Source organism: Polaribacter sp. IC066, from assembly GCF_007997085.1.
Lineage (GTDB): Bacteria > Bacteroidota > Bacteroidia > Flavobacteriales > Flavobacteriaceae > Polaribacter.
Genome location: NZ_VORR01000056.1, coordinates 1 through 25,821, shown reverse-complemented (window position 1 = coordinate 25,821; position 25,821 = coordinate 1). Strand labels below are relative to the sequence as shown.

Annotated in this window: 18 protein-coding genes and 1 tRNA gene; 13 read left to right on the top strand and 6 right to left on the bottom strand. The window is 34.3% G+C overall.

The window, feature by feature from the left end; genetic code table 11:
- Positions 1-2,437: 2,437 nt before the first annotated feature.
- The 5 genes from ES044_RS15515 to ES044_RS15495 form a co-directional block, all read right to left on the bottom strand.
- The gene (locus ES044_RS15515; protein ID WP_147119592.1) at positions 2,438-3,901 is read right to left on the bottom strand and encodes a glutamate synthase subunit beta; all 1,464 of its coding nucleotides are present in this window, start codon (positions 3,899-3,901) and stop codon (positions 2,438-2,440) included.
- Between the two features lie 4 nt (positions 3,902-3,905).
- Positions 3,906-8,417, bottom strand: a complete 4,512-nt coding sequence (gene gltB, locus ES044_RS15510; protein WP_147187345.1) for a glutamate synthase large subunit — start codon at positions 8,415-8,417, stop codon at positions 3,906-3,908.
- Between the two features lie 216 nt (positions 8,418-8,633).
- Complete coding sequence (locus ES044_RS15505; protein WP_147119594.1) at positions 8,634-9,872, bottom strand: ammonium transporter; 1,239 nt, start codon at positions 9,870-9,872, stop codon at positions 8,634-8,636.
- A gap of 19 nt (positions 9,873-9,891) precedes the next feature.
- The gene (locus tag ES044_RS15500; protein ID WP_147119595.1) at positions 9,892-10,230 is read right to left on the bottom strand and encodes a P-II family nitrogen regulator; all 339 of its coding nucleotides are present in this window, start codon (positions 10,228-10,230) and stop codon (positions 9,892-9,894) included.
- 32 nt (positions 10,231-10,262) lie between these two features.
- A complete protein-coding gene (locus ES044_RS15495) occupies positions 10,263-11,255 on the bottom strand; it encodes an outer membrane beta-barrel protein (protein ID WP_147119596.1) in 993 nt (330 codons plus the stop codon).
- Positions 11,256-11,528: 273 nt separating this feature from the next.
- On the opposite strand from ES044_RS15495, the gene ES044_RS15490 reads away from it, so the two are divergent.
- Positions 11,529-12,311 (top strand): tRNA pseudouridine(38-40) synthase TruA, encoded by a 783-nt coding sequence (locus ES044_RS15490; protein ID WP_147119597.1) that lies wholly within the window; start codon positions 11,529-11,531, stop codon positions 12,309-12,311.
- A gap of 416 nt (positions 12,312-12,727) precedes the next feature.
- Here the strand turns inward: ES044_RS15490 and ES044_RS15485 are convergent, their stop codons facing one another.
- The gene (locus ES044_RS15485; protein ID WP_147119598.1) at positions 12,728-13,870 is read right to left on the bottom strand and encodes an acyl-CoA dehydrogenase; all 1,143 of its coding nucleotides are present in this window, start codon (positions 13,868-13,870) and stop codon (positions 12,728-12,730) included.
- Between the two features lie 89 nt (positions 13,871-13,959).
- On the opposite strand from ES044_RS15485, the gene ES044_RS15480 reads away from it, so the two are divergent.
- The 12 genes from ES044_RS15480 to ES044_RS15425 all read left to right on the top strand — a co-directional run bounded on the left by ES044_RS15480 (position 13,960) and on the right by ES044_RS15425 (position 25,248).
- Positions 13,960-15,018 carry an anhydro-N-acetylmuramic acid kinase gene (locus ES044_RS15480; RefSeq protein ID WP_147119599.1) on the top strand — a complete coding sequence of 353 codons (1,059 nt, stop codon included), beginning with the start codon at positions 13,960-13,962 and terminating at the stop codon, positions 15,016-15,018.
- A gap of 254 nt (positions 15,019-15,272) precedes the next feature.
- Entirely contained in the window at positions 15,273-16,505 is a 1,233-nt protein-coding gene (locus ES044_RS15475; RefSeq protein WP_147119600.1) for a Glu/Leu/Phe/Val dehydrogenase dimerization domain-containing protein, read from the top strand.
- Between the two features lie 10 nt (positions 16,506-16,515).
- Positions 16,516-17,928 carry a sodium:proton antiporter NhaD gene (gene nhaD, locus ES044_RS15470; RefSeq protein WP_147119601.1) on the top strand — a complete coding sequence of 471 codons (1,413 nt, stop codon included), beginning with the start codon at positions 16,516-16,518 and terminating at the stop codon, positions 17,926-17,928.
- A 147-nt stretch (positions 17,929-18,075) separates the two neighbouring features.
- Complete coding sequence (locus tag ES044_RS15465; RefSeq protein ID WP_147119602.1) at positions 18,076-18,765, top strand: MotA/TolQ/ExbB proton channel family protein; 690 nt, start codon at positions 18,076-18,078, stop codon at positions 18,763-18,765.
- 311 nt (positions 18,766-19,076) lie between these two features.
- On the top strand, positions 19,077-19,469 hold the full coding sequence (locus tag ES044_RS15460) for an ExbD/TolR family protein (protein WP_147119603.1): 393 nt from the start codon (positions 19,077-19,079) through the stop codon (positions 19,467-19,469).
- A gap of 45 nt (positions 19,470-19,514) precedes the next feature.
- Entirely contained in the window at positions 19,515-20,339 is an 825-nt protein-coding gene (locus ES044_RS15455) for an energy transducer TonB (RefSeq protein WP_147119604.1), read from the top strand.
- Positions 20,340-20,416: 77 nt separating this feature from the next.
- Positions 20,417-21,625: a bifunctional folylpolyglutamate synthase/dihydrofolate synthase gene (locus tag ES044_RS15450; RefSeq protein WP_147119605.1), complete on the top strand. Its 1,209-nt coding sequence runs from the start codon at positions 20,417-20,419 to the stop codon at positions 21,623-21,625.
- 69 nt (positions 21,626-21,694) lie between these two features.
- Positions 21,695-21,772, top strand: a tRNA-Val gene (locus tag ES044_RS15445).
- Positions 21,773-21,866: 94 nt separating this feature from the next.
- Positions 21,867-23,144 (top strand): nucleotide sugar dehydrogenase, encoded by a 1,278-nt coding sequence (locus ES044_RS15440; protein WP_147119606.1) that lies wholly within the window; start codon positions 21,867-21,869, stop codon positions 23,142-23,144.
- Positions 23,144-24,076 carry a Gfo/Idh/MocA family oxidoreductase gene (locus tag ES044_RS15435; protein ID WP_147119607.1) on the top strand — a complete coding sequence of 311 codons (933 nt, stop codon included), beginning with the start codon at positions 23,144-23,146 and terminating at the stop codon, positions 24,074-24,076. The genes ES044_RS15440 and ES044_RS15435 overlap by 1 nt, the downstream gene beginning before the upstream one ends.
- 313 nt (positions 24,077-24,389) lie before the next feature.
- The gene (locus tag ES044_RS15430) at positions 24,390-24,815 is read left to right on the top strand and encodes an adenylyltransferase/cytidyltransferase family protein (protein ID WP_147119608.1); all 426 of its coding nucleotides are present in this window, start codon (positions 24,390-24,392) and stop codon (positions 24,813-24,815) included.
- A gap of 4 nt (positions 24,816-24,819) precedes the next feature.
- The gene (locus ES044_RS15425; protein WP_147119609.1) at positions 24,820-25,248 is read left to right on the top strand and encodes an adenylyltransferase/cytidyltransferase family protein; all 429 of its coding nucleotides are present in this window, start codon (positions 24,820-24,822) and stop codon (positions 25,246-25,248) included.
- Positions 25,249-25,821 lie beyond the last annotated feature (573 nt).

The window sequence follows — 25,821 nt, the reverse complement described above, 5'->3', positions numbered from 1 at the left end:
GAGTAGGTCGCCGCCTTTCTTAGATCTGAACCTTGTTCAGATACTTAAAACCTCAATCTAACGATTGAGGTTTTTTTATGACCAAAAACGAGATAGTTGTTAATCTTAATAGCTTAAGTAGGGCTTGATAAAAATTGTATGCTGGGGGATGTAGTGGCTAAGCATAAATAGTGGGAAACTAAAAGTAAGAATATTATCGTTCGAATGCTTTTAAATTTTGCTCTAGATTCTTTTATGCAGCTTTATAAGATTTTGTATCGGTATTTGTAGTTCTATTACCTGAACCTAGTTCAGAAACTTAAAATATCAATCTAACGATTGATGTTTTTTATGAGAAAAAACTAAATAGTTGTTAATCTTATTGGATTAAGTAGGGCTTGATAAAGCTTGATAAAACTTGGATGTTGTGGGATGTAGTTTCTAAACATTAATAGTGTTATACCTTTATGCTTTTGCTAAATCATGCGCTCTTCAATTTTTGGATATAATGTGAGTAATATTTCAACTGCTTCTATTTCTCTTATGGTCTATTCGTCGTTGCTTGCAATAATAAGTATCGCCCACTAGTTAATAATTGTCTGAATGTACTATCCTTATTAAAAATTTTAGGGTTCTATAAAACGTTCTTTTCTAAACCTTCATATATCGCTTCAGTTTCTAGGGTCTTACCGTCCATTTGGTATTTGATTTCCATGACAAGTTTCGTTTCCTAACTAGTAATTGTCTGTACGTATTTTAGTTGTTGAGAAGTTTAGGGTTTATCTAGAGCTACTTTTCTCGAACTTCTTATTTCGCTTTGTTTTCTAGTTCTATAATGTCCTATCGCAATCGAATACGTTCTTCTTGCAAATCCTTCGATGCCAATTTTTGAACATGAAACCTATCGGTGACTATTGCAGTTTTAGAAAAGCACTTTTGACCAGTTCAATTAATACTATCTTCTATATCTAGCGCAACTTCTTTTGCGACAATTCTTTTCTCTATTCATGTTTTATGAAGTACATTAATTGCATAAATTGACTTGGTTTATTTTAAAATAGCCAAAATACTTTCCTTTCTATCGCCTTCATTTAATAGGCTAAAAGAGTCTAAAGTTTAACATTGAATAAAGGAGTTTCGTCGAGACTGAAATGTTTTCTGATATTTTTATTATAAGGTAGCCAATTTTCTACGTGTTCTTTTTGTGTACAGTATTTAAAGTCATGCAAATGGTTTTTAAAGTGATATTGAAGAGAGCTATTCTTGGATTTATAATAATCTCCAAAATGTTGGTTGCTAATAAATTGATTCCTGAATTGTATATTTCAAAAAAGAAGAAAAATTCTTAAGTTATTGGAGTGTCTTATGCGCCTAAATTTTAGGCTTTTACAATCTTGCCTGAATTTAAAAGTGATCAAGGTCTTTGCTGTATGTGAAATAATACTGATTCCTGTCAAGGAAAATTTTAAACTGTCAATTTTTGAGAAAAACCTTTGGGGTACGACACCTCATTTTAATATCGGGTTGGAAGTATATTTTATCATAAATAAAAATGAGTCCGATAATTACATAATGTATCAGAAATAATATCAAAATAATCTAAAATTCCTTCCAGTAAGAAATACTGGTTAAATCTTGGTTCAAATATTGATGTGTAGATTTACTACAGTAACTTTTTTCTTAATCTCCTTTAGAATTTTAGTAGATTCCTTTTTTATCGTTCGCATCTTTATGGGCTAAAAGAGTCTAAAGTTCTGCATGGGATATAAAGGTTTGGTCTAGCCTTAAATATTTTCTTTTAATGAGTTTGATTTGAGTTTTTTAATAATTAAATTTGATGGAATACCAACATTAGTAATTACTTTAAAGGTATTTTTATCTGTTAAAAGGTTTAAGTTGATTTTGCTAATCCAAATTTTGAAAGTTTTCTAGAAATCATCAGAAGTATTGCCAAACGTTTTACCGGATGTAGTAATACTATGATTAGCTTTAATTGTAAGAATATATGTTCTGTTTTTATCTTCCTTTGCTATATCATCTATTTTTTCGATACTTATGGATTCTAATTGTTTTAATTTAGATTATTCTATAAGTGCAACTTCAAATTGATAAATATAGCCAGAATCAGGTCCTTTAGCACTGTCTTTCATAAAAGCAATTTTATTTATAATATACTTGTTTTTTATCACATAAAGAAATTGAAACTATAGTTTTGATACTTGTAATTTGCACTGCTTTATTTTTAAATTACTGTGAGTATTGCAATGAAGGTTTGAGGTTGTTCTCGATACAATTTCGCCCAAAAGCGAAATCACTCGAACGGACATTGTGAAAAATAAAAAACTCATCAATATTTAAATTGATGAGTTTGTGTTCTCACGAGATTTTTCTATGAGTTTAGAATGACATTTTGATATTTTAATTAGGTTTCGACTGTGCTCAACCTGACAAAAATATCTTACATGGCTACTAAATCTCCAGCAATATCTTTAGAAGGTAATTCTGATTTTCCCATTAAATAGATGTCTACTTGTCTTGCTGCTTCTCTACCTTCTGAAATTGCCCAAACAATTAATGATTGTCCACGGCGCATATCACCAGCGGTAAAAATATTATGGACATTTGTTTGATATTTTCCATATTCAGCTTTGTAGTTAGAACGATCATCTTTATGAATACCTAACTTGTCTGCCAAGGTGCTTTCTGGTCCTGTAAAACCCAAAGCTAATAAAGCTAAATCACAAGCCCACGTTTTTTCTGTACCTGCAACTTCTAGTAATTGTGGTCTTTGTCCAGGAACTATTTTCCATTCAACATTTACTGTTTTTAAAGCAATTAATTTTCCGTTATCATCTTTAACAAACTCTTTTGTGTTGATTAGCCAATTACGTTCAGACCCTTCTTGGTGAGAAGAAGAAGTTTTTAATTTCAAAGGCCAAAAAGGCCAGGGAGTTGTTGGTGAACGATCGCCAGGAGGTTTTTGCATAATCTCAAAGTTAACAACAGATTTGGCTCCTTGTCTATTGGAAGTACCGATACAGTCAGATCCTGTATCTCCACCACCAATTACAATCACATCTTTACCCGTTGCCATTATTTGGTCTTTTACTTCTTTACCAAATAACGCTTTTGTTTGTTGCTTTAAAAAAGTCATTGCTTGCACAACGCCATCAGCATCAATACCAGGAGTGGGTAAACTTCTACTTTCTGTAGATCCGCCACACAACACAATACTGTCAAAAGCTTTTAGATCTTTTACATCATAATTTACACCAACATTGATATTCGTTTTAAACAAAATTCCTTCTGCTTCTAAAATAACAATTCTTCTATCGATAATTCCTTTTTCCATTTTGAAATTAGGAATTCCGTAACGTAATAAACCACCAACTTCATCATCTCTTTCAAAAACAGTCACGGTATGACCCGCTCTATTTAACTGCTGTGCCGCTGCCAAACCTGCAGGTCCAGAGCCAATTACGGCAACTGTTTTTCCTGTTCTAATTTTTGGAGGTTGTGGTTTTATCCATCCTTCTTTAAAAGCTCTTTCTACGATATTTTTCTCAATATTTTCGATCGATACGGGGTCTTCAATAATTCCTAATACGCATGCTTGTTCACATGGAGCAGGGCATAAGCGACCTGTAAATTCTGGAAAGTTGTTGGTTGAATGCAAAATCCACGATGCTTTTTGCCATTCCTCTTGATGTACCATGTGGTTAAAATCTGGAATTAGATTTCCTAACGGGCAACCACTATGACAAAAGGGAATACCACAATCCATACAACGTGAACCTTGTTTTGTAACTTCTTTATCAGAAAGAGGTACTGTAAATTCTTTATAATTTTTTACACGATCTGTTACAGAAGTGTAAGTTTCATCTTGTCTTTCAAACTCTTTAAATCCTGTTTTTTTTCCCATGACATTATGCTATTGTTAATTCTTCAAACATTGGCGCTTCAGTTGCTAAACGTTTTAAAGCTTTTTTGTATTCGGTTGGCATTACTTTTACAAAGTTGTTTAAACTTGTATTCCAATCTGCTAATAATGATTCTCCTTTTTTACTATCTGTGTACAAGACATGCTTTTCGATTAAAGTTTTTAAATCAACTTCATTTTCTTCAGAAATATCTTCAAATTCAATGGTTTCTGTATTACAAAGACCGTTCACAAATTTGTTTTCTGGGTCGTATACATACGCGATTCCGCCACTCATTCCTGCGGCAAAATTTCTCCCAGTTTTTCCTAGAACCACTACAATACCACCCGTCATATATTCACAACAGTGATCTCCTACACCCTCTACAACACTAACGGCACCAGAATTACGCACAGCAAAACGTTCTCCGGCAATTCCGTTAATATAGGCTTGCCCATCTACTGCGCCGAACATACAAACATTGCCAACAATAATATTATCTTCTGCAATAAAATCGGCTTTAGCAGGTTTCTTCACAATTAATTTTGCTCCAGACAAACCTTTTCCTAAATAGTCATTTGTATTTCCTTCTAAAATAAAGGTTAATCCGAAGGCACCAAAAGCACCAAAACTTTGACCTGCAGAACCTGTAAAGTTGATGTTTAAAGTATCTTCAGGTAGCCCTAAATGGCCATATATTTTAGAAATTTCATTACTTAAAATAGCTCCAACAGTTCTGTTTGTATTTTTAATTGGGTAGGCGAGTGTCATTTTTTCTTTACGATATAATGCTCTATGTGAATCTTTTAGAATTTTAAAATCTAAAACACCTTCTAAATTATGGTCTTGTTGTTCTGTATTTCTAACAACTAACTTTCTATAAGAATCAGGTCTGTGTAAAATACTCGATAAATCTAAGCCTTTTGCTTTGTAATGTTTGATGGCTTTATTCGCATTAATTTTATGCGTTTGTCCCACCATTTCATCCAAGGTTCTAAACCCTAATTGTGCCATGATTCCTCTTAATTCTTCTGCAATATAGAAGAAGAAATTAATAACGTGTTCTGGCGTTCCTTTAAAGTTTTTACGCAACTCTTTGTCTTGCGTAGCGATACCCACGGGACAGGTATTTAAATGACATTTTCGCATCATAATACACCCTGAAGCTACTAAAGGAGCCGTTGCAAATCCGAATTCTTCTGCACCTAATAATGCAGCGATGGCAACATCTCTACCTGTTTTTAATTGTCCATCACATTCTACAACAATTCTACTTCGTAAGCTATTCATTACCAACGTTTGTTGCGCTTCTGCCAAACCAAGTTCCCAAGGTAGGCCTGCGTGTTTTAAAGATGTTAAAGGAGATGCTCCTGTACCACCATCATAACCAGAGATTAACACAACATCTGCTTTTGCTTTTGCAACACCAGCAGCAATGGTTCCTACACCAACTTCTGATACTAATTTTACATTAATTCTTGCTTCACGATTTGCATTTTTTAAATCGAAGATTAATTGTGCTAAATCTTCAATAGAATAGATGTCATGATGTGGAGGCGGAGAAATTAACCCTACAAAAGGGGTTGAGTTTCTCGCCGCGGCAATCCAAGGTAATACTTTATAGCCCGGTAATTGACCACCTTCACCAGGTTTTGCGCCTTGCGCCATTTTAATTTGAATCTCTCTTGCATTGGTTAAATAATGAGAAGTTACTCCGAATCTACCGGATGCAACTTGTTTGATAGCAGAGTTTCTACTATCGCCATTTACATCTTTTTGAAAACGGTTTCTATCTTCGCCACCTTCACCAGAATTCGATTTCCCTCCAATTCTGTTCATGGCAATGGCTAAATTTTCATGTGCTTCTCGCGAGATGGATCCATAAGACATGGCTCCCGTTTTAAAACGTTTTACAATTTCTGTCCAATCTTCTACTTCTTCTAACGGAATAGGGTCTAAATTATCATATTCAAACAAACCCCGAATGGTCATTAAACTTTCTGCTTGGTCGTTAATTGCTTTGGCATACACGTCGTAACTAGCCTGATCACTTAATCGAACTGCCTGTTGTAATTTAGAAACTGTTGTTGGGTTAAATAAATGACGCTCGCCATTTCTTCTCCATCTATAATCGCCTCCAATATTTAAACCTAAATTTTTATCAATCTGATTATGCGGAAAGGCTTGTTTATAGCGTTGATCAATTTCTTTTTCAATTTCATATAAACCAATTCCTTCAATTCTTGAAGCCGTATACGGAAAGTATTTTTCTACAAATTGTGAGTTAAATCCTACAATTTCAAAAATTTGTGAACCTCTATAAGAATGTAATGTTGAGATTCCGATTTTGTTCATCACTTTTAAGATTCCTTTTCCGATGGCTGTATTAAAAGTATCTACCGCTTTTTGTTCATCCATACCCGTAATAAAACCTTCTTTTACTTGCATTCGGATAATTTCGTTCACCATATATGGGTTTACAGCACTTGCGCCATAACCAAATAAAGTAGCAAAATGATGGGGTTCACGTGGTTCTGCAGACTCTATGACAATATCAAAATAAGAACGTTTACGTAAACGATTCATTTGATGGTTTACATAAGAACAAGCCAACAAAGCAGGAATCGGAGCTAATTCTTGATTAACGCCTCGATCAGAAAGAATAATAATATTGTTTTTGTTGTCTAATGCTTTTTCAATTTGAAGAATAACAGCATCCAACGCTTCTTCTAATCCGTTTAATCCTTGTTTCTTCGGATATAAAATTTGAATGGTTTCGGCTTTAAATTGATCAATATCAATAGCTCTAATTTTTTCTAAATCTGCATTAGAAATTACAGGATTCTGTATTTTTAACTTTCTACACTGTCTGTCTGTAATGCTAAAAATGTTTCTATCTTTTCCGAGATTTAAACTAATATCTGTTACAATTTCTTCACGAATTCCGTCTAAAGGCGGATTTGTAACTTGGGCAAATAATTGTTTAAAGTAGTTAGAAATTAATTGAGGTCTATCAGACAAAACCGCTAAAGGAGTATCTGTTCCCATAGATCCTAAAGCTTCTTTACCTACTTGTGCCATGGGGGTTATTACTTCTTGAATATCCTCAAAAGTATAATTGAACAAACGCTGACGCGTTTTAATATCCATGGTTTCAATTGGGCAAGTTTCACTTGTATACGGAACATCCTTTAGGTTTAAAAGTGTATTGTCTAGCCACTTTTTATAAGGTCTTTCTGAAACAATTTTATTTTTTATTTCTTCGTCTTCAATGATTCTACCTTCATTCATATCGACCAAGAACATTCTTCCTGGTTCTAATCTACCATGTTTTTTTATATCTTCAGGGGCTATATCAACCACACCAATTTCTGATGACATAATTAATTTACCACTTTTTGTAATTGTATATCTTGACGGTCTTAGCCCATTTCTATCTAATAAAGCGCCAATATAATCTCCGTCTGTAAAAGGCACAGAAGCTGGGCCATCCCAGGGTTCCATAATACAAGCATTGTATTCATAGAACGCTTTTTTCTCGGGAGACATTGTTGTGTGTTTTTCCCAAGCTTCGGGAATCATCATCATCATAATTTCTGGCAATGATCTGTCTGTATGCGTTAGCAATTCAACAACCATATCCATAGAAGCCGAATCTGATTTTCCTGGTAAAATAATCGGAAATAATTTTTCTATTTGCGGTCCAAAAACATCACTTTTCATGATTTCTTCCCGAACACGCATTCTACTTACATTACCACGCAACGTATTAATTTCTCCATTCTGACACAGGTGTCTAAACGGCTGTGCTAGCTCCCAGGTAGGCATGGTATTTGTAGAAAAACGTTGGTGTACTAATGCCAAACGCGTTACTAAATCTACTTCTTGTAAATCTTTGTAATAAGGACCAATATCTTCGGGCATAATAATACCCTTATAAATAATCGTTGTTATTGATAAACTTGAAACATAGAAATATGTACTATCAGAAATTTTAGAATTTCTTATTTCATGTTCTGCTATTTTTCTTGCGGCATATAATTTTGCTTTAAAATCAGCCTCTGTAATTTCATCAGTTTTACCAACAAATAGTTGTTCTATACTAGGTTCTGATGATAAAGCAATATCTCCTAATTGAGAAGAATCTACAGGAACTTTTCTCCAGCCTAAAATGGCAAGACCTTGTCCTTTTAATTCAGTTTCAAAAGTAGTTTTACAATACTTATACTGGTTAGAAGTTTTTGGTAAAAAGACCATACCAACGGCATATTCTCTGCGTTCTGGTAGTGTAAAATCACAAACTCTTTGAAAGTATTCATGAGGAATATCTATTAATAAACCAGCGCCATCTCCTGTTTTTCCATCTGCACTAACGCCTCCTCTATGTTCTAATTTTACGAGTATTTCTAGTGCATCATGTATAATTTGATTGGTTTTGTCTCCATTCAGATTACAAATAAATCCAGCACCACAATTTTCGTGTTCGAACTCGGGTAAATATAAGCCTTGTTTCTTCATGTTATTTTCAGTTATACTCACAAAGCTATGTATTTTGTTGAAGATATTTCAGTGTTTATGGCTATTTGATGTAATTTTTATGATGAAATGAATATTATGATGAAAAAATATTATTTATGATAATTATATCTATTTTAATTCAGATATTCACAAAAACAACAAAATCACCTTAAAAAAGTAAACTTTTAAGGTGGTTTTTGTTCTAAATGATAACTTTTAGTGTTCGTTTAATCTAAAATCTGGGTAAGCATCCATCCCATGTTCATGGGTATCTAAACCTTCTATTTCTTCTTTTTCGCTCACTCTAATTCCCATTGTTTTCTTTAAGATAAAGAGGATGATAAATGAGGTAGCAATACAAAATACCGCATAAGAAGCAACACCAATTAATTGACTTAAAAATTGAGCACCACCTGCAAGGTTTCCAAAAATACCTACTGCTAAAGTTCCCCAAATTCCGCAAACTAAATGCACAGCAATCGCTCCAACAGGATCGTCTAATTTTAATTTATCGATTAAGCTCACTGCAAAAACAATAATTGCACCTGCAATACCGCCAATTAAAATAGCATCCATTGGCGACATTTGATCTGCACCGGCAGTAATACCAACTAAACCACCAAGAATTCCGTTTAAAAACATGGTTAAATCTAAATTTTTATACAGCACTGTTGATACAATTGCAGCAACAACCCCACCAGCTGCAGCAGCTAAACAAGTAGTTACAAGTGTTAAAGAAGTTAATCCTGGGTCTGCAGATAAAACAGATCCACCGTTAAAACCAAACCAACCTAACCAAAGTATTAAGACTCCTGCAGTTGCTAACGGAATATTATGACCCGGAATTGCTTGTATTTTTCCGTTTTTGAATTTTCCTATTCTAGCACCTAATAAGCAAACAGCTACTAAAGCTGCCCAGCCACCAACAGAGTGCACTAAAGTAGACCCTGCAAAATCATAAAAAGGAGTTTCTAGTTGGTCTAAAAATCCGCCACCCCATTTCCAAGAACCTGCAATCGGATACACAAAGCCAACATAAATAACGGCAAAAATTAGAAAAGGTAAAATTTTCATTCTTTCTGCTACAGCCCCAGAAACAATTGTTGCTGCCGTTGCTGCAAACATCCCTTGAAAAAGGAAATCTGTCCAATAAGTATATCCTTCATTATAAGATAAATCTAAAACACCGTCTTTTAAAGGTTCAGAAAGTCCGAAAACAAAATCACCTAAATAACCAGCAGAATTTGCACCCCAAGCTGGGTACATTAAGTTGAAACCAACTAATGCATACAATAGCAAGCCAGATGTGATGATAAATATATTTTTAAATAAAATATTAAGTGTGTTCTTTTGTCTCGTTAGTCCTATTTCTAAAAATGCAAATCCTAAATGCATAAAGAAGACTAAAGCTGTACAGATCATCATCCATACATTATTTGTAGTAAGTAATTCCATAATTAAATTTTGTAATAGTTTAGTTTAAAGTGTTTCCTCCTTTTGCTCCGGTTCTAATTCTGTAAGCTTCTTTTACGTCACTTACAAAGATTTTTCCGTCGCCAACTTCGCCTGTAGATGCTGCTTCAATAATTGTTTTAATGGTCACTTCTTCAAAATCGTCATTTACAACAATAGATAAATATCTTCTTTGAATGTCGCTGGTACTGTAGCTAACACCTCTGTAAACATGCCCTTCTTTTTCGTTGCCAAGACCTGTAACATCCCAATAAGAGAAAAAGTTTACACCAATAGTATGTAGTGCGTCTTTTACTATACTAAACTTTGATTTTCTTATAATTGCTTCTATTTTTTTCATGATAAAGTAAATTTATGAGTGATTGATTCCTTTTAGAAAGAGTAAACTGCCGCTAAAGTTATTCCAGTCATATTTGTATCGGTAGGAAAACCAGGGATTATCATATCATCCGAGGTATCATATCTTATTTCTGGTATAAATTTTAGGCTTTCAGTTAAGGAAATATTTCCTGATAAGGTAAAAGCAGCAACATTAGTATCTCCTGCTCCAGAAGTTGCTGTAAAAAACTCTGGTCTAAAACCTGCAGAAAATGTATCTGAAAAAGTGTTTTGCAAGTACAAAGCAAAACCTTGGTAACCTGCATCGGCATCACTAGAGTTTGCATACGCTGCATTAATTCCAAAGTAGAAAGAATCAGAAATATCAAAACCACCTGTATAGTCTAAATAAAGTACATCAGTGTCTCCAAATCCGTCAGCACCATACGCTAAATTAAAATATTGACCTTTGTAACCTGTCTGAAATCCTAATTGGTAATCTTTACTTGGGTTTGCTCCAGCGGTAATTCCGTGAGGATTGGTAACTGCAAGCATAAAAGATAAATCATCTGTAGCTGCATAATCTAATTTAAAACCAGTGTGTGAAAACGGACCCGCATTAAATAAGTAAGAAACAGAGTAGTTAAAGTTTCCTACTGGAGAAATAACCTCATAACCATACCAAGTATTAAATTGTCCTAAAGTAAATGTTACTTTGTCTGATGCTTTGTAATACGCATATAATTGGTTTATTGCCCCTTCATAAGCATTCGCAGAAGCTGCTCTTGGTCCAAAAGCTAAATCAGCAATTACTCCTGCTTTTCCTTTTTGGTATGCAAAAATTGTATTTGCCATTCCTAGTCCAAATCCATTTGCCACTCCACTGCCACCATATAAAATACCAACACTTCCGGCTGAATTATTTTTTAAGTTACTAGTTCCGTAAACATCTACGCTACCACTTAAAGTGAAAGTCCCTTTATCCTCTTCCTGTGCATTTATTATTATGCTACTTGCTAACAATAAAGTTAAAATGATTTTTTTCATACTGTAAAGTTCTTTTGTTTGTTAATTATTTGTTAATGAATCTGGGTCAAATGTATATATTATATTCACAGTGGCAAGGGGTGTGTTTTACGAAAACGATATATAAATAGTATGTACCCTCAAAAAAAAGGGGGTTAATTTGAGATAAATATATTTTTTTACTTTTTAGGGGTCTAAAATATTAGGTTCGTAAAAAAGTAAGCTATAATTTTATTATATTCATAAAAATGCACCTTTCGTAAAAAAAAATGTAATTATTGTACTTTCGTACCTATGAAATATTCAAAATCTTACCTAATTCATTTGCAATTCCTTGGTTTTCGGTTTTCTGGTTGGCAAAAACAAACAAATGCCAAAACATTGCATGAAATGGTAGATAAATCGCTGTCTTATGTCTTTGAGCATAGCAATTTTAAGACTTTAGGTATTGGAAGAACGGATGCAAAAGTATCTGCAAATTCATTTTATATGCAGCTTTTTTTGAATGAGGATGTAGAGGAAAGCAATTTTATGACATCTTTAAATTCTAATCTTCCAGCTGATTTTAGAGGGATTTCCATAAAAGAAGTTGCCACAAATTTTAATATTATTCAAGCTTCAAAAATAAAAGAATATCACTATTACTTTTCTTTTGGTGAAAAAAATCATCCTTTTTCAGCTCCTTTTATCGTTGGTTTGCTGGTCGATTTGGATATTGATACAATGATAAAAGCTGCACGATTATTTACAGGAGAACATTATTTTCATAAATATTGCACAAAACCATCTGCCGATACTATTTTTAAAAGAACCATCGATTCTTGCGAAATTGTTGAGAACGATATTTTGACAGCTAATTTTTTTCCAGAGAAAAGTTATGTGTTAAAAGTAAGAGGAAGTGGTTTTTTAAGGTATCAGATTCGGCTGATGATGGCGACTTTGTTTGAAGTAGGAAAAGGAGACCTTGACCTGCAATTTATGGAAGCATCTTTAAAAGAAGATAATGATAAGATGTTTTTAAGAAATATTGCGCCTTCTTCTGGTTTGCAGTTATTTGATATTGAGTTGGTTTTATAAGCGTATCAGCGCAGAACCTTCAAAGGTTTTTAAAACCTTTGAAGGTTCTGTTTGCTGTAATACAAAATTTGTAAAAGCGATTTTGTTTCGCTTTTGTTTGTCTGTAAAATTGTTATGCAAATCATAATGTCACTTCGAGTGATCGCGCTTTGCGGCGTGATTGTATCGAGAAGTTGTTTGTTTGTACAATTGTTATTTTAAAAAATGTTCTCGATACAATCACGCCCAGTAGCGTGATCACTCTAAGAAAACAGGTGATATCCGTTGCACTCAACTAACTAAATAATAATAGTCCAAAAGAAAAATCTACCTTGTATAAAGATAGATTTTAAATGATACGAATCGAAAAGACCTCACAGGTTTTTAAACCCTGTGAGGTCTGTACAACTTCTTCTGTAAAACTATCTTCTATACAACTATCCTTTGATAACGCCTCTAGAGATAACGATTTTCTGAATTTCTGAAGTTCCTTCGTAAATCTGCGTAATTTTTGCATCTCGCATTAAACGTTCTACGTGATACTCTTTTACAAAGCCATTTCCTCCATGAATTTGAACCGCTTCTACCGTTTGCTCCATTGCCACTTTAGAGGCATATAATTTTGCCATTGCAGAAGACATGTCGTGATTTAAACCATTGTCTTTTTCCCAGGCAGCTTTCATGACCATATGACGTGCGGCGGTAATTTCTGTGTACATGTCTGCCAATTTAAACGCAATTGCTTGGTGGTTGCAAATCTCTGTTCCGAATGCTTTGCGTTCTTTAGAATATTTTAAAGCCAATTCATAAGCGCCCGCAGCAATGCCTAAAGCTTGTGCAGCAATACCAATTCTACCACCAGAAAGTGTTTTCATTGCGAATTTAAAACCAAATCCGTCTTCACCAATTCTGTTTTCTTTTGGCACTTTTACATCGTTAAATTGTAAGGTATGCGTATCAGATCCACGAATACCTAACTTGTCTTCTTTAGGACCTACATGAAAACCTGCGGTTCCTTTTTCTACGATAAAAGCATTGATTCCTCTGTGTCCTTTTTCTCTATCTGTTTGTGCAATTACCAAGTAAACGTCTGCACGGCCGCCACTTGTAATCCAGTTTTTTGTACCGTTTATAAGGTAATGATCTCCTTTGTCTATGGCTGTTGTAGCTTGAGACGTGGCATCTGAACCCGCTTCTGGCTCGCTTAAACAAAATGCACCTACAAATTCTCCGGTTGCTAATTTTGTTAAATATTTTTCTTTTTGTACTTCGTTGCCGTAAGATTCTAAACCATAACAAACTAATGAATTGTTTACAGAAACAATTACAGAAGCAGAAGCATCTATTTTAGAGAGCTCTTCCATTACCAATACGTAAGAAATGGCGTCCATACCGCTTCCTCCGTATTTAGGATCTACCATGATTCCCATAAAACCTAAATCGCCCATTTTTCTGACCAATTCCTGCGGGAATTCTTGCTTGTTATCTCTCTCAATTACACCAGGCAATAATTCTGTTTGCGCAAAATCTCTGGCAGCATCACGAATCATGATGTGTTCTTCTGTTAAACTAAAATCCATTTGTATGTTTTATAATATTCTTAATTTTCGAGTACAAATATATCGATTTCGTAACATATTTTGAAAGGAGTTTTGTTATTTTTACAGATATGGTTAAAAATAATATTTTTGCAATCGGCGTCATGTCTGGAACCTCTTTAGACGGAATTGATTTGGTTTATGTGCATTTTAATGAAGATAAGTACGCAGATTTTAAAATTATTCATGCAGAAACCATAGCATACTCTAAAGAATGGAAACAACTTTTACAAAATGCAATTTTCTCTGATGAAACGGAATTACAGAAATTAGATCGTACCTACGGAAAGTATTTAGGCAATATCATCAACCATTTTATAAGCAACTATAAAATTTTAAAGGTCGATTTTATAGCTTCTCATGGGCATACTATTTTACATCAACCAGAAAAGGGAATTACGTTACAAATTGGTGCGGGCAATGAAATTGCTAAAATTACAAAGCAAAAAGTAGTCTGTGATTTTAGAACGCAAGATGTAAAGTTAGGCGGGCAAGGTGCGCCTTTAGTTCCGATTGGTGATGAATTACTTTTTTCTGAATATGATTTTTGCTTAAATCTTGGCGGATTTTCTAACATCTCGTATCATACAGAGGGAGTAAGAATTGCTTTTGATATTTGTCCCGTAAATATTGTCTTAAACTTTTATGTGCAAAAATTAAATTTAGAATTTGATGCATCTGGCAAAATAGCATCCGAAGGAAAAATAAATACAGCGCTTTTAGAAACGTTAAACCTAGTAGCTTTTTATCAAAAAGTACCCCCAAAATCTTTGGGATTAGAATGGGTTCAAAAAGAAATTTTTCCTTTAATTGATCGTTTAGAAACCGATATTCCATCAATATTAAGAACTTTTGTAGAACATATAGCCATGCAAATAGGTGGCGTTATATATAAAAATAATGCGGTTTTAAGCACTGGCGGTGGGGTTTTTAATACTTTTTTAATGAATAGAATAGAATATCATGCCAAGAATTCTATGAAGTTGCCTACTCAAGAACTCATCGACTTTAAAGAAGCCCTAGTGTTTGCTTTTTTAGGATACTTAAAAATCAAGCATCAGGTGAACTGCCTAAAGTCGGTAACAGGCGCTCGTAAAAATCATTCTTCGGGTGTTATTTTTTATCCGTAGTTTTTAGCTTGCTCTTATTTAAGAAGACACTATTTTTAACGAACGTTAAGATGGGGTTTGCTGTAAATTCTTTTCACATAAAAATTTTAACAATTACTTTTTTTGCAGTAAGTTTGTGGAACTAGTGTATGAGAAATATAATTCTAAAAAACAATTTAAAAAATGAATCAACTTTAGCTTTTCTAATTTAAATTTCGAGAAAAAATTGCATCAGAAAATTGTAACTCATAAGTTGAAAATTATTAAAATTTAGAATGAAAGAATTATTAAAATTATACGAAAATAAGCAGCCAGAAATTGTTTTTCATTGGAAAGATCAAGAAACCGAAGCAGAAGGTTGGACGGTTATAAACTCTCTAAGAGGCGGTGCTGCCGGTGGTGGTACAAGAATGCGTAAGGGACTAAACATGCATGAGGTTTTGTCTTTGGCAAAAACAATGGAAGTGAAGTTTACCGTTTCTGGACCTGCAATAGGAGGTGCAAAGTCGGGTATCAACTTCGATCCGAACGATCCAAGAAAAAGAGGCGTTTTAGAACGTTGGTATAAAGCCGTTACTCCTTTGTTAAAACATTATTATGGCACTGGTGGCGATTTAAATGTAGATGCCGATAAAGATGTAATTCCGATTACCGAAAGTTGTGGTGTTTGGCATCCACAAGAAGGAATCTTTAATGGTCATTTTAAACCTACAGAAGCAGATAAAATTAACAGAATAGGTCAATTAAGGCTCGGTGTTATTAAAGTTATTGAAGATAAAGAATTTTCGCCAGATTTATCAAGAAAATATACGGTTGCAGATATGTTAACCGGTTACGGAGTGGCAGAAGCTGTAAAACATTATTACGATATTTACGGAGGAAAAATTGAAGGAAAAAGAGCTATTGTTCAAGGATTTGGTAATGTAGGCTCTGCAGCGGCATACTATTTAACCCAACTTGGCGCAAAAGTAGTCGGAATTATAGACAGAGACGGCGGTGTCATCAATGAAAAAGGATTTACAATGCAAGAAATGACCGCTTTATTTTTATCGAAAGATGGCAATAAATTAGTGTCAGAAAGGATGCTTCCTTTTGAAGAAATTAACCGTAAAATATGGACGTTGTCTGCAGAGATATTTGTGCCGGCAGCAGCTTCTAGATTGGTTTCTCAAGACCAAGTGCAACAAATGATAGATGCTGGGTTAGAAGTAATTTCTCCCGGAGCCAATGTGCCCTTTGCAGATAAAGAAATTTTCTTTGGTCCGATTATGGAGTATACAGACAGTCATTTAAGTTTATTACCAGATTTTATTTCTAATTGCGGAATTGCGCGCGTTTTTGCTTATTTCATGGAATCAAAAATAGCGTTACCAATGCAAGACAAAGCAATTTTTAGTGATACCTCTAACATTATAAAAAAGGCATTGCAAAGAACTTTTACGAAAAGTGCCTCTAAAACAAAAATTTGTTCAACCGCATTCGAAATCGCATTAAAACAACTAATTTAAACTAGTATATATGGAGTCAATGATTATTATAGTATTTGTAATCGGTTATTTAGCGATTACTTTAGAGCACAATATCAAATTAGATAAGCTAATTCCTGCCTTAATCATGATGGCAGTATGTTGGGCTATTGTTGCTTTAGGGGTTGATGGCTTTTCAAATTGGTTCGATTCTAGTCAGCATGCACTTGTAGATAATTTCGGGTCTATGGCTCATGCCGATAAAATGCATTTGGTAGAAGAAACCTTGTTGCATCACTTAGGAAAAACTGCAGAGATTCTGGTATTTCTATTGGGTGCGATGACAATTGTAGAGATTATCGATTATTTTGATGGTTTTTCTACTATAAAAAACTACGTAAATTTTAAAAGTAAAAAGAAGCTTTTATGGATGTTTTCTATTTTAGCCTTTATTCTTTCTGCAATTATAGACAACTTAACAGCTACCATCGTACTTATTTCTATTTTACAGAAAATTGTAAAAAATAGAGACGAAAGAATCTGGTTTGCAGGTTTAATTATTATTGCGGCAAATGCAGGTGGCGCTTGGTCTCCTATTGGCGATGTGACCACAACAATGCTTTGGATTGGTAATAAGGTAACGACGCTAAAATTATTCGAATATTTATTCATTCCGTCTTTATTGTGTATGATCGTTCCGTCTTTTATCGCATCGTTTTTACCTGCTTTTAAAGGGGATATTGATTTTGATGAAGATGAAGCTGAAAAGCCAAAAAGTAAGTACAGTGCAAGAATGTTGTTTATAGGTTTAGGAGCTATTGTTTTTGTACCTGTATTTAAAACAGTTACGCATTTACCGCCGTATGTGGGTATGATGTTATCTTTAGCAATTGTAGCTACCTGTGCAGAAATTTTTAGCAAATCTAAATTTTCAATTTCAAGTGCAGAAGGTGAACAGGCAACTGAACATGCAGCAGCAGCGCATCATAGCCCTGTACATTCATCGTTATCTAAAATAGAAATGCCAAGTATTTTATTTTTCTTGGGTATTTTAATGGCGGTAGCAGCACTAGAATCTTTGGGAATTCTTTTTAATTTTGCATCTACATTACAAGAAAACATACCAATGATGGGAACTGAAATGCATTTAGAAGGCGCTACAGGAGTTTCTGATTTAGTTGTAATGTTGTTGGGCGTTGGTTCTGCAGTCATAGATAATGTGCCATTAGTAGCAGCAAGTTTAGGCATGTTTTCTGAACCATTAGATAATGAGTTATGGCATTTTATTGCCTTTTCAGCAGGTACAGGAGGCTCTATGTTAATCATCGGATCGGCTGCCGGAGTTGTAGCGATGGGAATGGAAAAAATAGATTTCTTTTGGTATTTAAAGAAAATATCTTGGTTAGCTTTAATTGGTTTTATAGTAGGGTCTGCAGCATTTATGATCACCAGAACTTTATTTTAATGAAATCCATATAAAAAATATAAAATGTCATTTCAGAAGCAGTTGAAATGGCATTTTTTTTGCAAAAGAAAAGAGACTATTATTTTCTGACGAAACAATTTAAGAAAAGAAAAGTCGTTTATCATATAGAATTTAAAAAGTAGTTGAATGAGATCATTTTTTCAAGATAACCAAGAGTTGTTAGCGGAGGCAATACAAGAAGAAAAAACACTTTCCATTTATAAGTTAATTGTAGATGGTGGTTTGGGCGGCCAAATTATCATTGCCATTCTTTTTGTGTTATTAGCAGTGGGTTTGTATATTTATTTTGAACGCTTTTTTGCCATTAAAGCAGCATCAAAGGAGGATAAGAATTTTATGAATCAAATTAAGGACTATGTCTCTAACGGAAAATTAGAAGCTGCAGATGCTTTGTGTAAAAGTAAAAACACACCAACAGCGCGCTTAATTTCAAAAGGGATTTCTAGAATAGGAAAACCTTTAGATGATATTAATACGGCGATAGAAACCGCAGGAAAGTTAGAGATTTATCAACTAGAAAAAAATGTTTCTGTGTTGGCAACGATTGCAGGTGTGGCGCCTATGATTGGCTTTTTAGGAACGGTAATCGGGATGATAGTTGCCATACATGCCATCGCGAATGCAGGCGGACAAATAGATATAAAAATGCTTTCTGATGGTTTGTACACCGCGATGACCACAACGGTTGGTGGCTTAATTGTAGGGATTATTGCCTATAGTACGTACAACCATTTGGTGGTAAAAACAGATAAAGTAGTGTATCAAATGGAAGCGAAATCTGTAGAATTTTTAGATTTGTTAAATGAGCCTATGTAAAGTTATTCAGTAATTAAAAAAGTGATCTATGAAAACAGCATCTTTAAGTTATTTTATTATTGTCTGATAAAAGACGCAAGATTGCACGGCTTTTAGAAGCATTCAGCTTGAAGACAGGGAACCAAGACTTGATGCTAACGATCTGATACACAGCTATAATTTGAAATAAAACGCGCTACTTTATCTTTATGAAAGTATTTTCAAAATAGGAAGCTGTCATTTACAAAATTCGTAGCATCCTTTATTATAACAAGGTTTATCAAACTAATACATATTTTTAATCGGACACTAATGTATTTTAATCATCAAAAATGAATTTAAGAGGAAGAAATAAAGTAGACCCAGCATTCAATATGTCTTCTATGACAGATATTGTTTTTTTATTGTTGATATTCTTCATGCTCACATCAACATTAGTTACCGTAAGTGCTATTGATGTTTTATTGCCAAAGGCAGGCGGAAAAACCGAAAACAATACGTCTATAGCGGTTAGCATTTCTAACAAGTCGCTTTTTTATATTGATAAAACAGCGGTAAGTGCAGCAAGTTTAGAAAGTGAAATTTTAAAAAGTGTGGGTGCAGACAAAAAGAAAACAATTATTATTAGAGGAGATAAAGATGCGCCTTATAAAAATGTGATGAAAGTAATTGACATTGCCAATAAGAATAAATTGAAAATGATTTTAGCTGTAGAAGGCAAATAAAAAATTCCAATGGGTTTAAACCCCTTGGAATTGATAAAATAGAATATGCCAATATTAGAAACCAAACATAAAAGAAAATCAGCAAGCATTACAGCAATCATACTATTGTTGCTTTTGTTCGTTATATTTAATTATGGAATGACCTATTTAGATCCGCCAGAAGAATACGGTTTGGCAATCAATTACGGAGCTTCTAATATCGGAAGCGGAGAACCTGTAGAAAGAACTAAAAAAGTTGCGACCGCTAAAGTAGTAGAAAAAGAGAAGGTGGTTGAGGCGGTCAAAGAAACTCCGAAAGAACTTATAAAAGAAGATCTTATAACAGACGACGCTGCAAAAGAAGTTCCGGTTGTTGAGAAAAAAGAAGAAAAGAAAAAACCAGTAGAAGCCGTGGTTCAAAAAGAAGTACCCAAAGAAAAGCCTATACCCAAACCCTCAAAAGAAATTCAGGATGCTTTAAACAATTTATTAAACGGCAATTCATCAGACGGAAAACCAAAAGGTGAGGGAGATGACAAAAAAGAAGGGGTAAAAGGAAATGAAAAAGGAGATCCGAATGCGAACAAGTTCTACGGAAATACAGGAAGCGGTTCTGGAGGGAATTACAATTTAGCAGGCCGACAAGCTTTGTCTAAACCAATAGAGCAGCCCGATTGCCAAGAAGAAGGCATTGTGGTGGTGAGAATTACGGTTGATAAAAGAGGAAAAGTAATTAGTGCTGTTGCTGGGGTGCAAGGTTCTACAAATACTGCTGCCTGTTTATTAGAGCCTGCCAAAGAAGCTGCTTTAAGAACAACCTGGAACGCAGATAGCAACGCGCCTATAAACCAAACAGGAAGCATTATCTACAAGTTTTCTTTAACCAAATAAGCTCTTTTTTGTATCTCCATGACTGCTTTTAAAGCAAAAATTCAACTCAAATTAAATAGTATTTTTTTAGCTTATATATGACATACCAAGAAACATTAAATTGGATGTTTGCGCAGTTGCCAATGTATCAAAGAGTAGGCGAAATAGCATTCAAAAAAGATTTAACAAATATTGCTGCATTTTCAAAAGAGCTGCAGCATCCTGATAAAAAGTTCAAAACAATTCATGTAGCAGGCACCAATGGCAAAGGTTCAACATCGCATATGTTGGCGTCTATTTTACAAGAAGCGGGTTACAAAGTTGGTTTGTATACTTCGCCACATTTAAAGAGTTTTACAGAAAGGATTAGAATTAATGGTGCAGAGATTCCGAAACGAAAAGTTACATCGTTTATAACAAAGCATAAAGAGTTTTTAGAACAGCAAAAATTATCTTTTTTTGAGATGACGGTAGGGTTGGCTTTTGATTATTTTGCCAATGAAAAGGTAGACATTGCCATTATAGAAGTCGGTTTAGGCGGGCGGCTAGATTCTACCAACATCATAACGCCAGAACTTACTGTTATTACCAATATAGGATTGGATCATACACAGTTTTTAGGAGAAACCTTGCCTGAAATTGCTTTTGAAAAAGCCGGAATTATCAAAAAAACCATACCCGTTGTAATTGGAGAAAGACAGGCAGATGTAGAGCGTGTTTTTTATCAAAGAGCAAAAGAAAGCGATGCGAATATTGTCTTTGTTGCTGATGATATGAAAGCTTATCAGACGGATTTATTAGGTCATTATCAAAAATCAAACTCAAAAACAGCGGTAACGGCAATTCGGCAATTAAAAGGATTTCAAGTTTCTGAAGAAAACATCACCAAAGGATTGCTAAACGTGGTAAAAAACACCAATTTAAAAGGGCGATGGCAAATTTTACAAGAGCATCCGAAGGTAATTTGCGACACGGCTCACAACAAAGAAGGTTTAGTACTTGTTTTAGATCAACTCAAAAATGAAACCTACAACAAACTACATATGGTCTTGGGTTTTGTTTCAGATAAAAAGTTAGAAGACGTTTTAGGGCTTTTTCCTACAAATGCTACCTACTACTTTTGCAAGCCAAACATTCCGCGCGGACTCGATGCATCCATTTTACAAGAAAAAGCAACTAATTTTAAGTTAATAGGTAAAAAATACACCTCGGTTCAAAAGGCCTATCAAAAAGCTTTAAAGGATGCAAATCAGGGAGATATGATTTATATTGGCGGCAGTACGTTTGTGGTTGCAGAAATAATTTAAAAATAATTAAAAAAAAGTGCATTTTTATTTTGCTACATCTTAAATCCGTTATATATTTGCACCCGCCTAGGGCAATTAGCTCAGTTGGTTCAGAGCATCTCGTTTACACCGAGAGGGTCGGGGGTTCGAATCCCTCATTGCCCACCAAAGCAAAACCTCATCTTAATTGATGAGGTTTTTTTTATTTATAAGATAGATAAAATCCTTTTTTTGTAGCTTTGTAAACTAAAAATATGTTATTTTGAGTACTATTAGAATCGCAATTATTGGTTTGGGATATGTAGGTTTACCACTTGCTAGATTATTTGCTACAAAATACACTGTAGTTGGTTTCGATATCAATACAGAAAGAGTTGAAGAGCTAAAAAAGGGAATGGATGCTACACAAGAAGTTGCGAATCATTTATTGGCAGATGTTCTTAAAAGTGAATATTCTCAAGAAATCGGACTTTTTGTGACTTCAAATCCAGCGATTCTAAAAGAGTGCAACTATTATATTGTTACAGTTCCTACCTCTGTAGATAAAAATAATCAACCTGTTTTAACACCATTGCTATCCGCTAGTCATACCATTGCTACATACTTACAAAAAGAGGATATTGTTATTTATGAATCTACTGTATACCCAGGGGCAACCGAAGAAGATTGTATCCCTGTATTAGAAAAGGAATCAGGTTTAGTGTTTAATAAAGATTTTTTTGTGGGCTATTCTCCAGAACGCATCAGTCCTGGCGATAAAGTAAAAACCGTAGAACATATTATTAAAGTTACTTCTGGCTCTACTACAGACACTGCGCAGAAAGTAGATAATTTATACAAATCGGTAATCACAGCCGGTACCCATTTAGCTTCTTCTATAAAAATAGCAGAGGCATCAAAAATTATAGAAAATTGTCAGCGAGATATTAATATTGCTTTTGTAAATGAACTTGCTAAAATATTCAGTTTAATGAATATCAACACCAGCGAAGTTTTAGAGGCAGCCGCAACAAAATGGAACTTTCTTCCTTTTAAACCCGGTTTAGTTGGCGGTCATTGTATTGGGGTAGATCCTTTTTATTTAGCGCAAAAAGCACAACAATTTGGGTATTATCCAGAAATTATACTATCAGGAAGAAGATTAAACGATAGTATGGGGGCACATGTGGCTTCTGAAGTTGTAAAGTTGATGATTCATAAAGAGGTAAAAGTAAAAGGCGCAAAAGTATTGATTCTCGGCATTACCTTTAAAGAAAATTGTCCTGATACCAGAAATACAAAGGTAATCGATATGTATTTGTCACTAAAAAGTTATGGCGTTGCTATTGATGTGTATGATCCTTGGGCAAAGAAAGCAACGGTAAAAGACGAATATGATATTGATTTAATTCCCGAATTAAAGGATCATAAGTACGATGCTATTGTATTGGCAGTGGCACATCGACAGTTTGAAACCATTGATATTACGAAATTAAAAAAGAAGAAATCGGTGGTGTATGACATCAAGAATTTTTTAGAAACTAAAGATAAAAGTCTATAATGAAAAATTTTGCTTTAATAGGAGCTGCAGGTTATATTGCTCCGAGACACTTAAAGGCGATTAAAGATACGAAGAACGATTTACTTTGTGCTTTAGATCGATTTGATAGTGTAGGGGTGATGGATAGTTACTTTCCGAATGCAAATTTCTTTGTTGAATTTGAACGTTTTGATCGGCATATAGAAAAATTGAAAAGAAGCGGAGTGCTATTAGATTATGTGAGTATTTGCACACCTAACTATTTACACGACGCGCATATTAGAATGGCTTTAAGAAGCGGGGCAGACGCAATTTGCGAAAAGCCGTTGGTTTTAAATCCTTGGAATTTAGATGCCTTGATGGATATTGAAAAAGAATCCGGAAAAAAAGTACATACTATTTTACAGTTACGATTGCATCCAAGTATTATCGCACTCAAGAAAAAAATAGCTTTAGCGCATTCAGATACAAAATACGACGTAGATTTAACCTATATTACGTCGAGAGGAAAGTGGTACGATATTTCATGGAAAGGAGACGACAGCAAGTCGGGCGGAATTGCCACCAACATCGGGATTCATTTCTTTGATATGCTTTCTTGGCTTTTTGGAGAAGTTCAAGAAAATAAGGTGCATTTGCGAGAAAAAGACAAATCCGCAGGGTATTTAGAGTTTGAAAAAGCGCGGGTTCGTTGGTATTTATCCATAGATGAGAACTCCTTGCCCAACAGAATTCAAGAATTAGGACAAAGAACCTATCGCTCTATAACAGTGAATCATGAAGAACTTGAGTTTAGTTCTGGGTTTACAGAATTACACACCGATAGTTATCGACACATACTCAACGGAAAAGGTTTCGGCTTGGATGCCGCAATGGAGTCTATAAAAATAGCTCAAGAAATTAGAAACAATCCGATTGTAACACTCGGGGAAAAGCATCCTTTTTGTCCTTAGAGTTATAAATTATTCTTGTGTAATGAAAGAGCCAAGAAGCGAGAGGCGAGAGGCAAAAAGCGAGAGGCAAGAAGCGAAAAGCGAAAAGCGAAAAGCGAGCATCAAGACTTACCGCTAACGATAAAACAAACAGTTATCATTTAAAAGGAACTATTTTATCTTGATAAAGTTATTTTTAAAAAGGCAAGGTGTTCTTTAAAAACGTGCATAGTACTTGTTTTAGAGGGATTTATAAAATAAAAAATAGCTTGATTCGTACATTAGCGATAATACATATATATATTTGTAACAAACCAATTGAAAAGAAGAGCATATGAAAAAGAAAGCAATCATCGTTTCTGGGTACTTCAACCCAATCCATAAAGGACATTTAGAATACTTTAATAATGCGAGAGCACTAGCCGATGCGCTTTTTGTGATTGTGAATAGCGATTTACAAAGAGCACTAAAAGGCTCTAAAGAATTTCAAAAGGAAGACGAGCGTTTATTCATTGTTCAGAATATAAAAGCGGTAGATAAGGCAATTATCTCTGTAGATGAAGACAGAACGGTTTGTGCGTCCATTCAACATATTTTTGAAACTTACGGGCACGCATACGATTTAGGTTTTGCCAATGGTGGCGATCAAGATAATAACTCAATTCCTGAAGCACCAATTTGTAAAGAATTACATATTCAATTAATCGATGGCCTCGGAGATAAAATACAATCTTCTTCTTGGTTATTAAATAAAAAATAATGCTATGAGAGTGGGAATAACCTTTAGTTCATTTGATTTGTTTCATGCCGGACATGTAAAAATGTTAGAAGATGCAAAACAAGAGTGTGATTATTTAATTTGCGGTCTACAAACAGATCCAACAATAGATCGCCCAGAGAAAAATAGACCGATTCAATCTGTCGTAGAAAGATACATTCAGTTAAAAGGCTGTAAATATGTAGATGAAATAGTGCCTTATGCAACAGAACAAGATTTAGAAGATGTTTTACGTTCTTTTAAAATTGATGTGCGGATTATAGGTGACGAATATGCTACAAAACCATTTACGGGTCGCGAGTACTGCGAAAAATCGGGGATAGACCTTTTTTATAACAAAAGAGAGCATCGTTTTTCTAGCAGCATGCTGCGCAAAGAGGTTCAAGAAAAAGAGAATTTAAAGAATAAGAAATAAAGAATGCTTTAGCTGTCGCTTTCGATAGTGCTTTAAAAAACTTGTTGTGCTGTAGAACGGTAAAAAAAGTTAATTGAAACTTGTTTCGATTAACTTTTTTTTGTGGACTATAATCTCAAAAAAAGAGCTGCAAGAATTTGCTTATAATTAGAAAATAATTTGATGTATGCCGCCATTTATACGATCTGATAGAAAACAGCACTTTTCATGTCTTACTTTTTAAAAGCAAACCCGAAGTTTCGGAATATAGCATTCACAATCTAAACCCGACATATGATAATTTTAGTAAGAATTCAAAAGATAGGAAGCGGTTACCTGTCCTACAACCCTTTTGCGGTCTGGACACGATAGCGAAATATCTTGTAGAATGCAATAAAATTATCAGAAGTCTAGATTTTTGTTTCTTGGAATTTATCTTGAGCGAAGTCGAAAGGTCAATGGAAAATAAAAATGAATAAAATTGTAAGACAATTTTAAAGTATAATTACTTCGAGGTTAATAATGGTTCGTGGTTCGTGTTTCGTGGTTCGATGTTCGTGGTTGGTGGTTGGTTTCGCGATAGTTAGTCGATGG

Coding starts and splice junctions, on each gene's coding strand:
- ES044_RS15515 (WP_147119592.1), bottom strand. CDS start 3,901: ATGGGAAAAAAAACAGGATTTAAAGAGTTTGAAAGACAAGATGAAACT.
- gltB (WP_147187345.1), bottom strand. CDS start 8,417: ATGAAGAAACAAGGCTTATATTTACCCGAGTTCGAACACGAAAATTGT.
- ES044_RS15505 (WP_147119594.1), bottom strand. CDS start 9,872: ATGGAATTACTTACTACAAATAATGTATGGATGATGATCTGTACAGCT.
- ES044_RS15500 (WP_147119595.1), bottom strand. CDS start 10,230: ATGAAAAAAATAGAAGCAATTATAAGAAAATCAAAGTTTAGTATAGTA.
- ES044_RS15495 (WP_147119596.1), bottom strand. CDS start 11,255: ATGAAAAAAATCATTTTAACTTTATTGTTAGCAAGTAGCATAATAATA.
- ES044_RS15490 (WP_147119597.1), top strand. CDS start 11,529: ATGAAATATTCAAAATCTTACCTAATTCATTTGCAATTCCTTGGTTTT.
- ES044_RS15485 (WP_147119598.1), bottom strand. CDS start 13,870: ATGGATTTTAGTTTAACAGAAGAACACATCATGATTCGTGATGCTGCC.
- ES044_RS15480 (WP_147119599.1), top strand. CDS start 13,960: ATGGTTAAAAATAATATTTTTGCAATCGGCGTCATGTCTGGAACCTCT.
- ES044_RS15475 (WP_147119600.1), top strand. CDS start 15,273: ATGAAAGAATTATTAAAATTATACGAAAATAAGCAGCCAGAAATTGTT.
- nhaD (WP_147119601.1), top strand. CDS start 16,516: ATGGAGTCAATGATTATTATAGTATTTGTAATCGGTTATTTAGCGATT.
- ES044_RS15465 (WP_147119602.1), top strand. CDS start 18,076: ATGAGATCATTTTTTCAAGATAACCAAGAGTTGTTAGCGGAGGCAATA.
- ES044_RS15460 (WP_147119603.1), top strand. CDS start 19,077: ATGAATTTAAGAGGAAGAAATAAAGTAGACCCAGCATTCAATATGTCT.
- ES044_RS15455 (WP_147119604.1), top strand. CDS start 19,515: ATGCCAATATTAGAAACCAAACATAAAAGAAAATCAGCAAGCATTACA.
- ES044_RS15450 (WP_147119605.1), top strand. CDS start 20,417: ATGACATACCAAGAAACATTAAATTGGATGTTTGCGCAGTTGCCAATG.
- ES044_RS15435 (WP_147119607.1), top strand. CDS start 23,144: ATGAAAAATTTTGCTTTAATAGGAGCTGCAGGTTATATTGCTCCGAGA.
- ES044_RS15430 (WP_147119608.1), top strand. CDS start 24,390: ATGAAAAAGAAAGCAATCATCGTTTCTGGGTACTTCAACCCAATCCAT.
- ES044_RS15425 (WP_147119609.1), top strand. CDS start 24,820: ATGAGAGTGGGAATAACCTTTAGTTCATTTGATTTGTTTCATGCCGGA.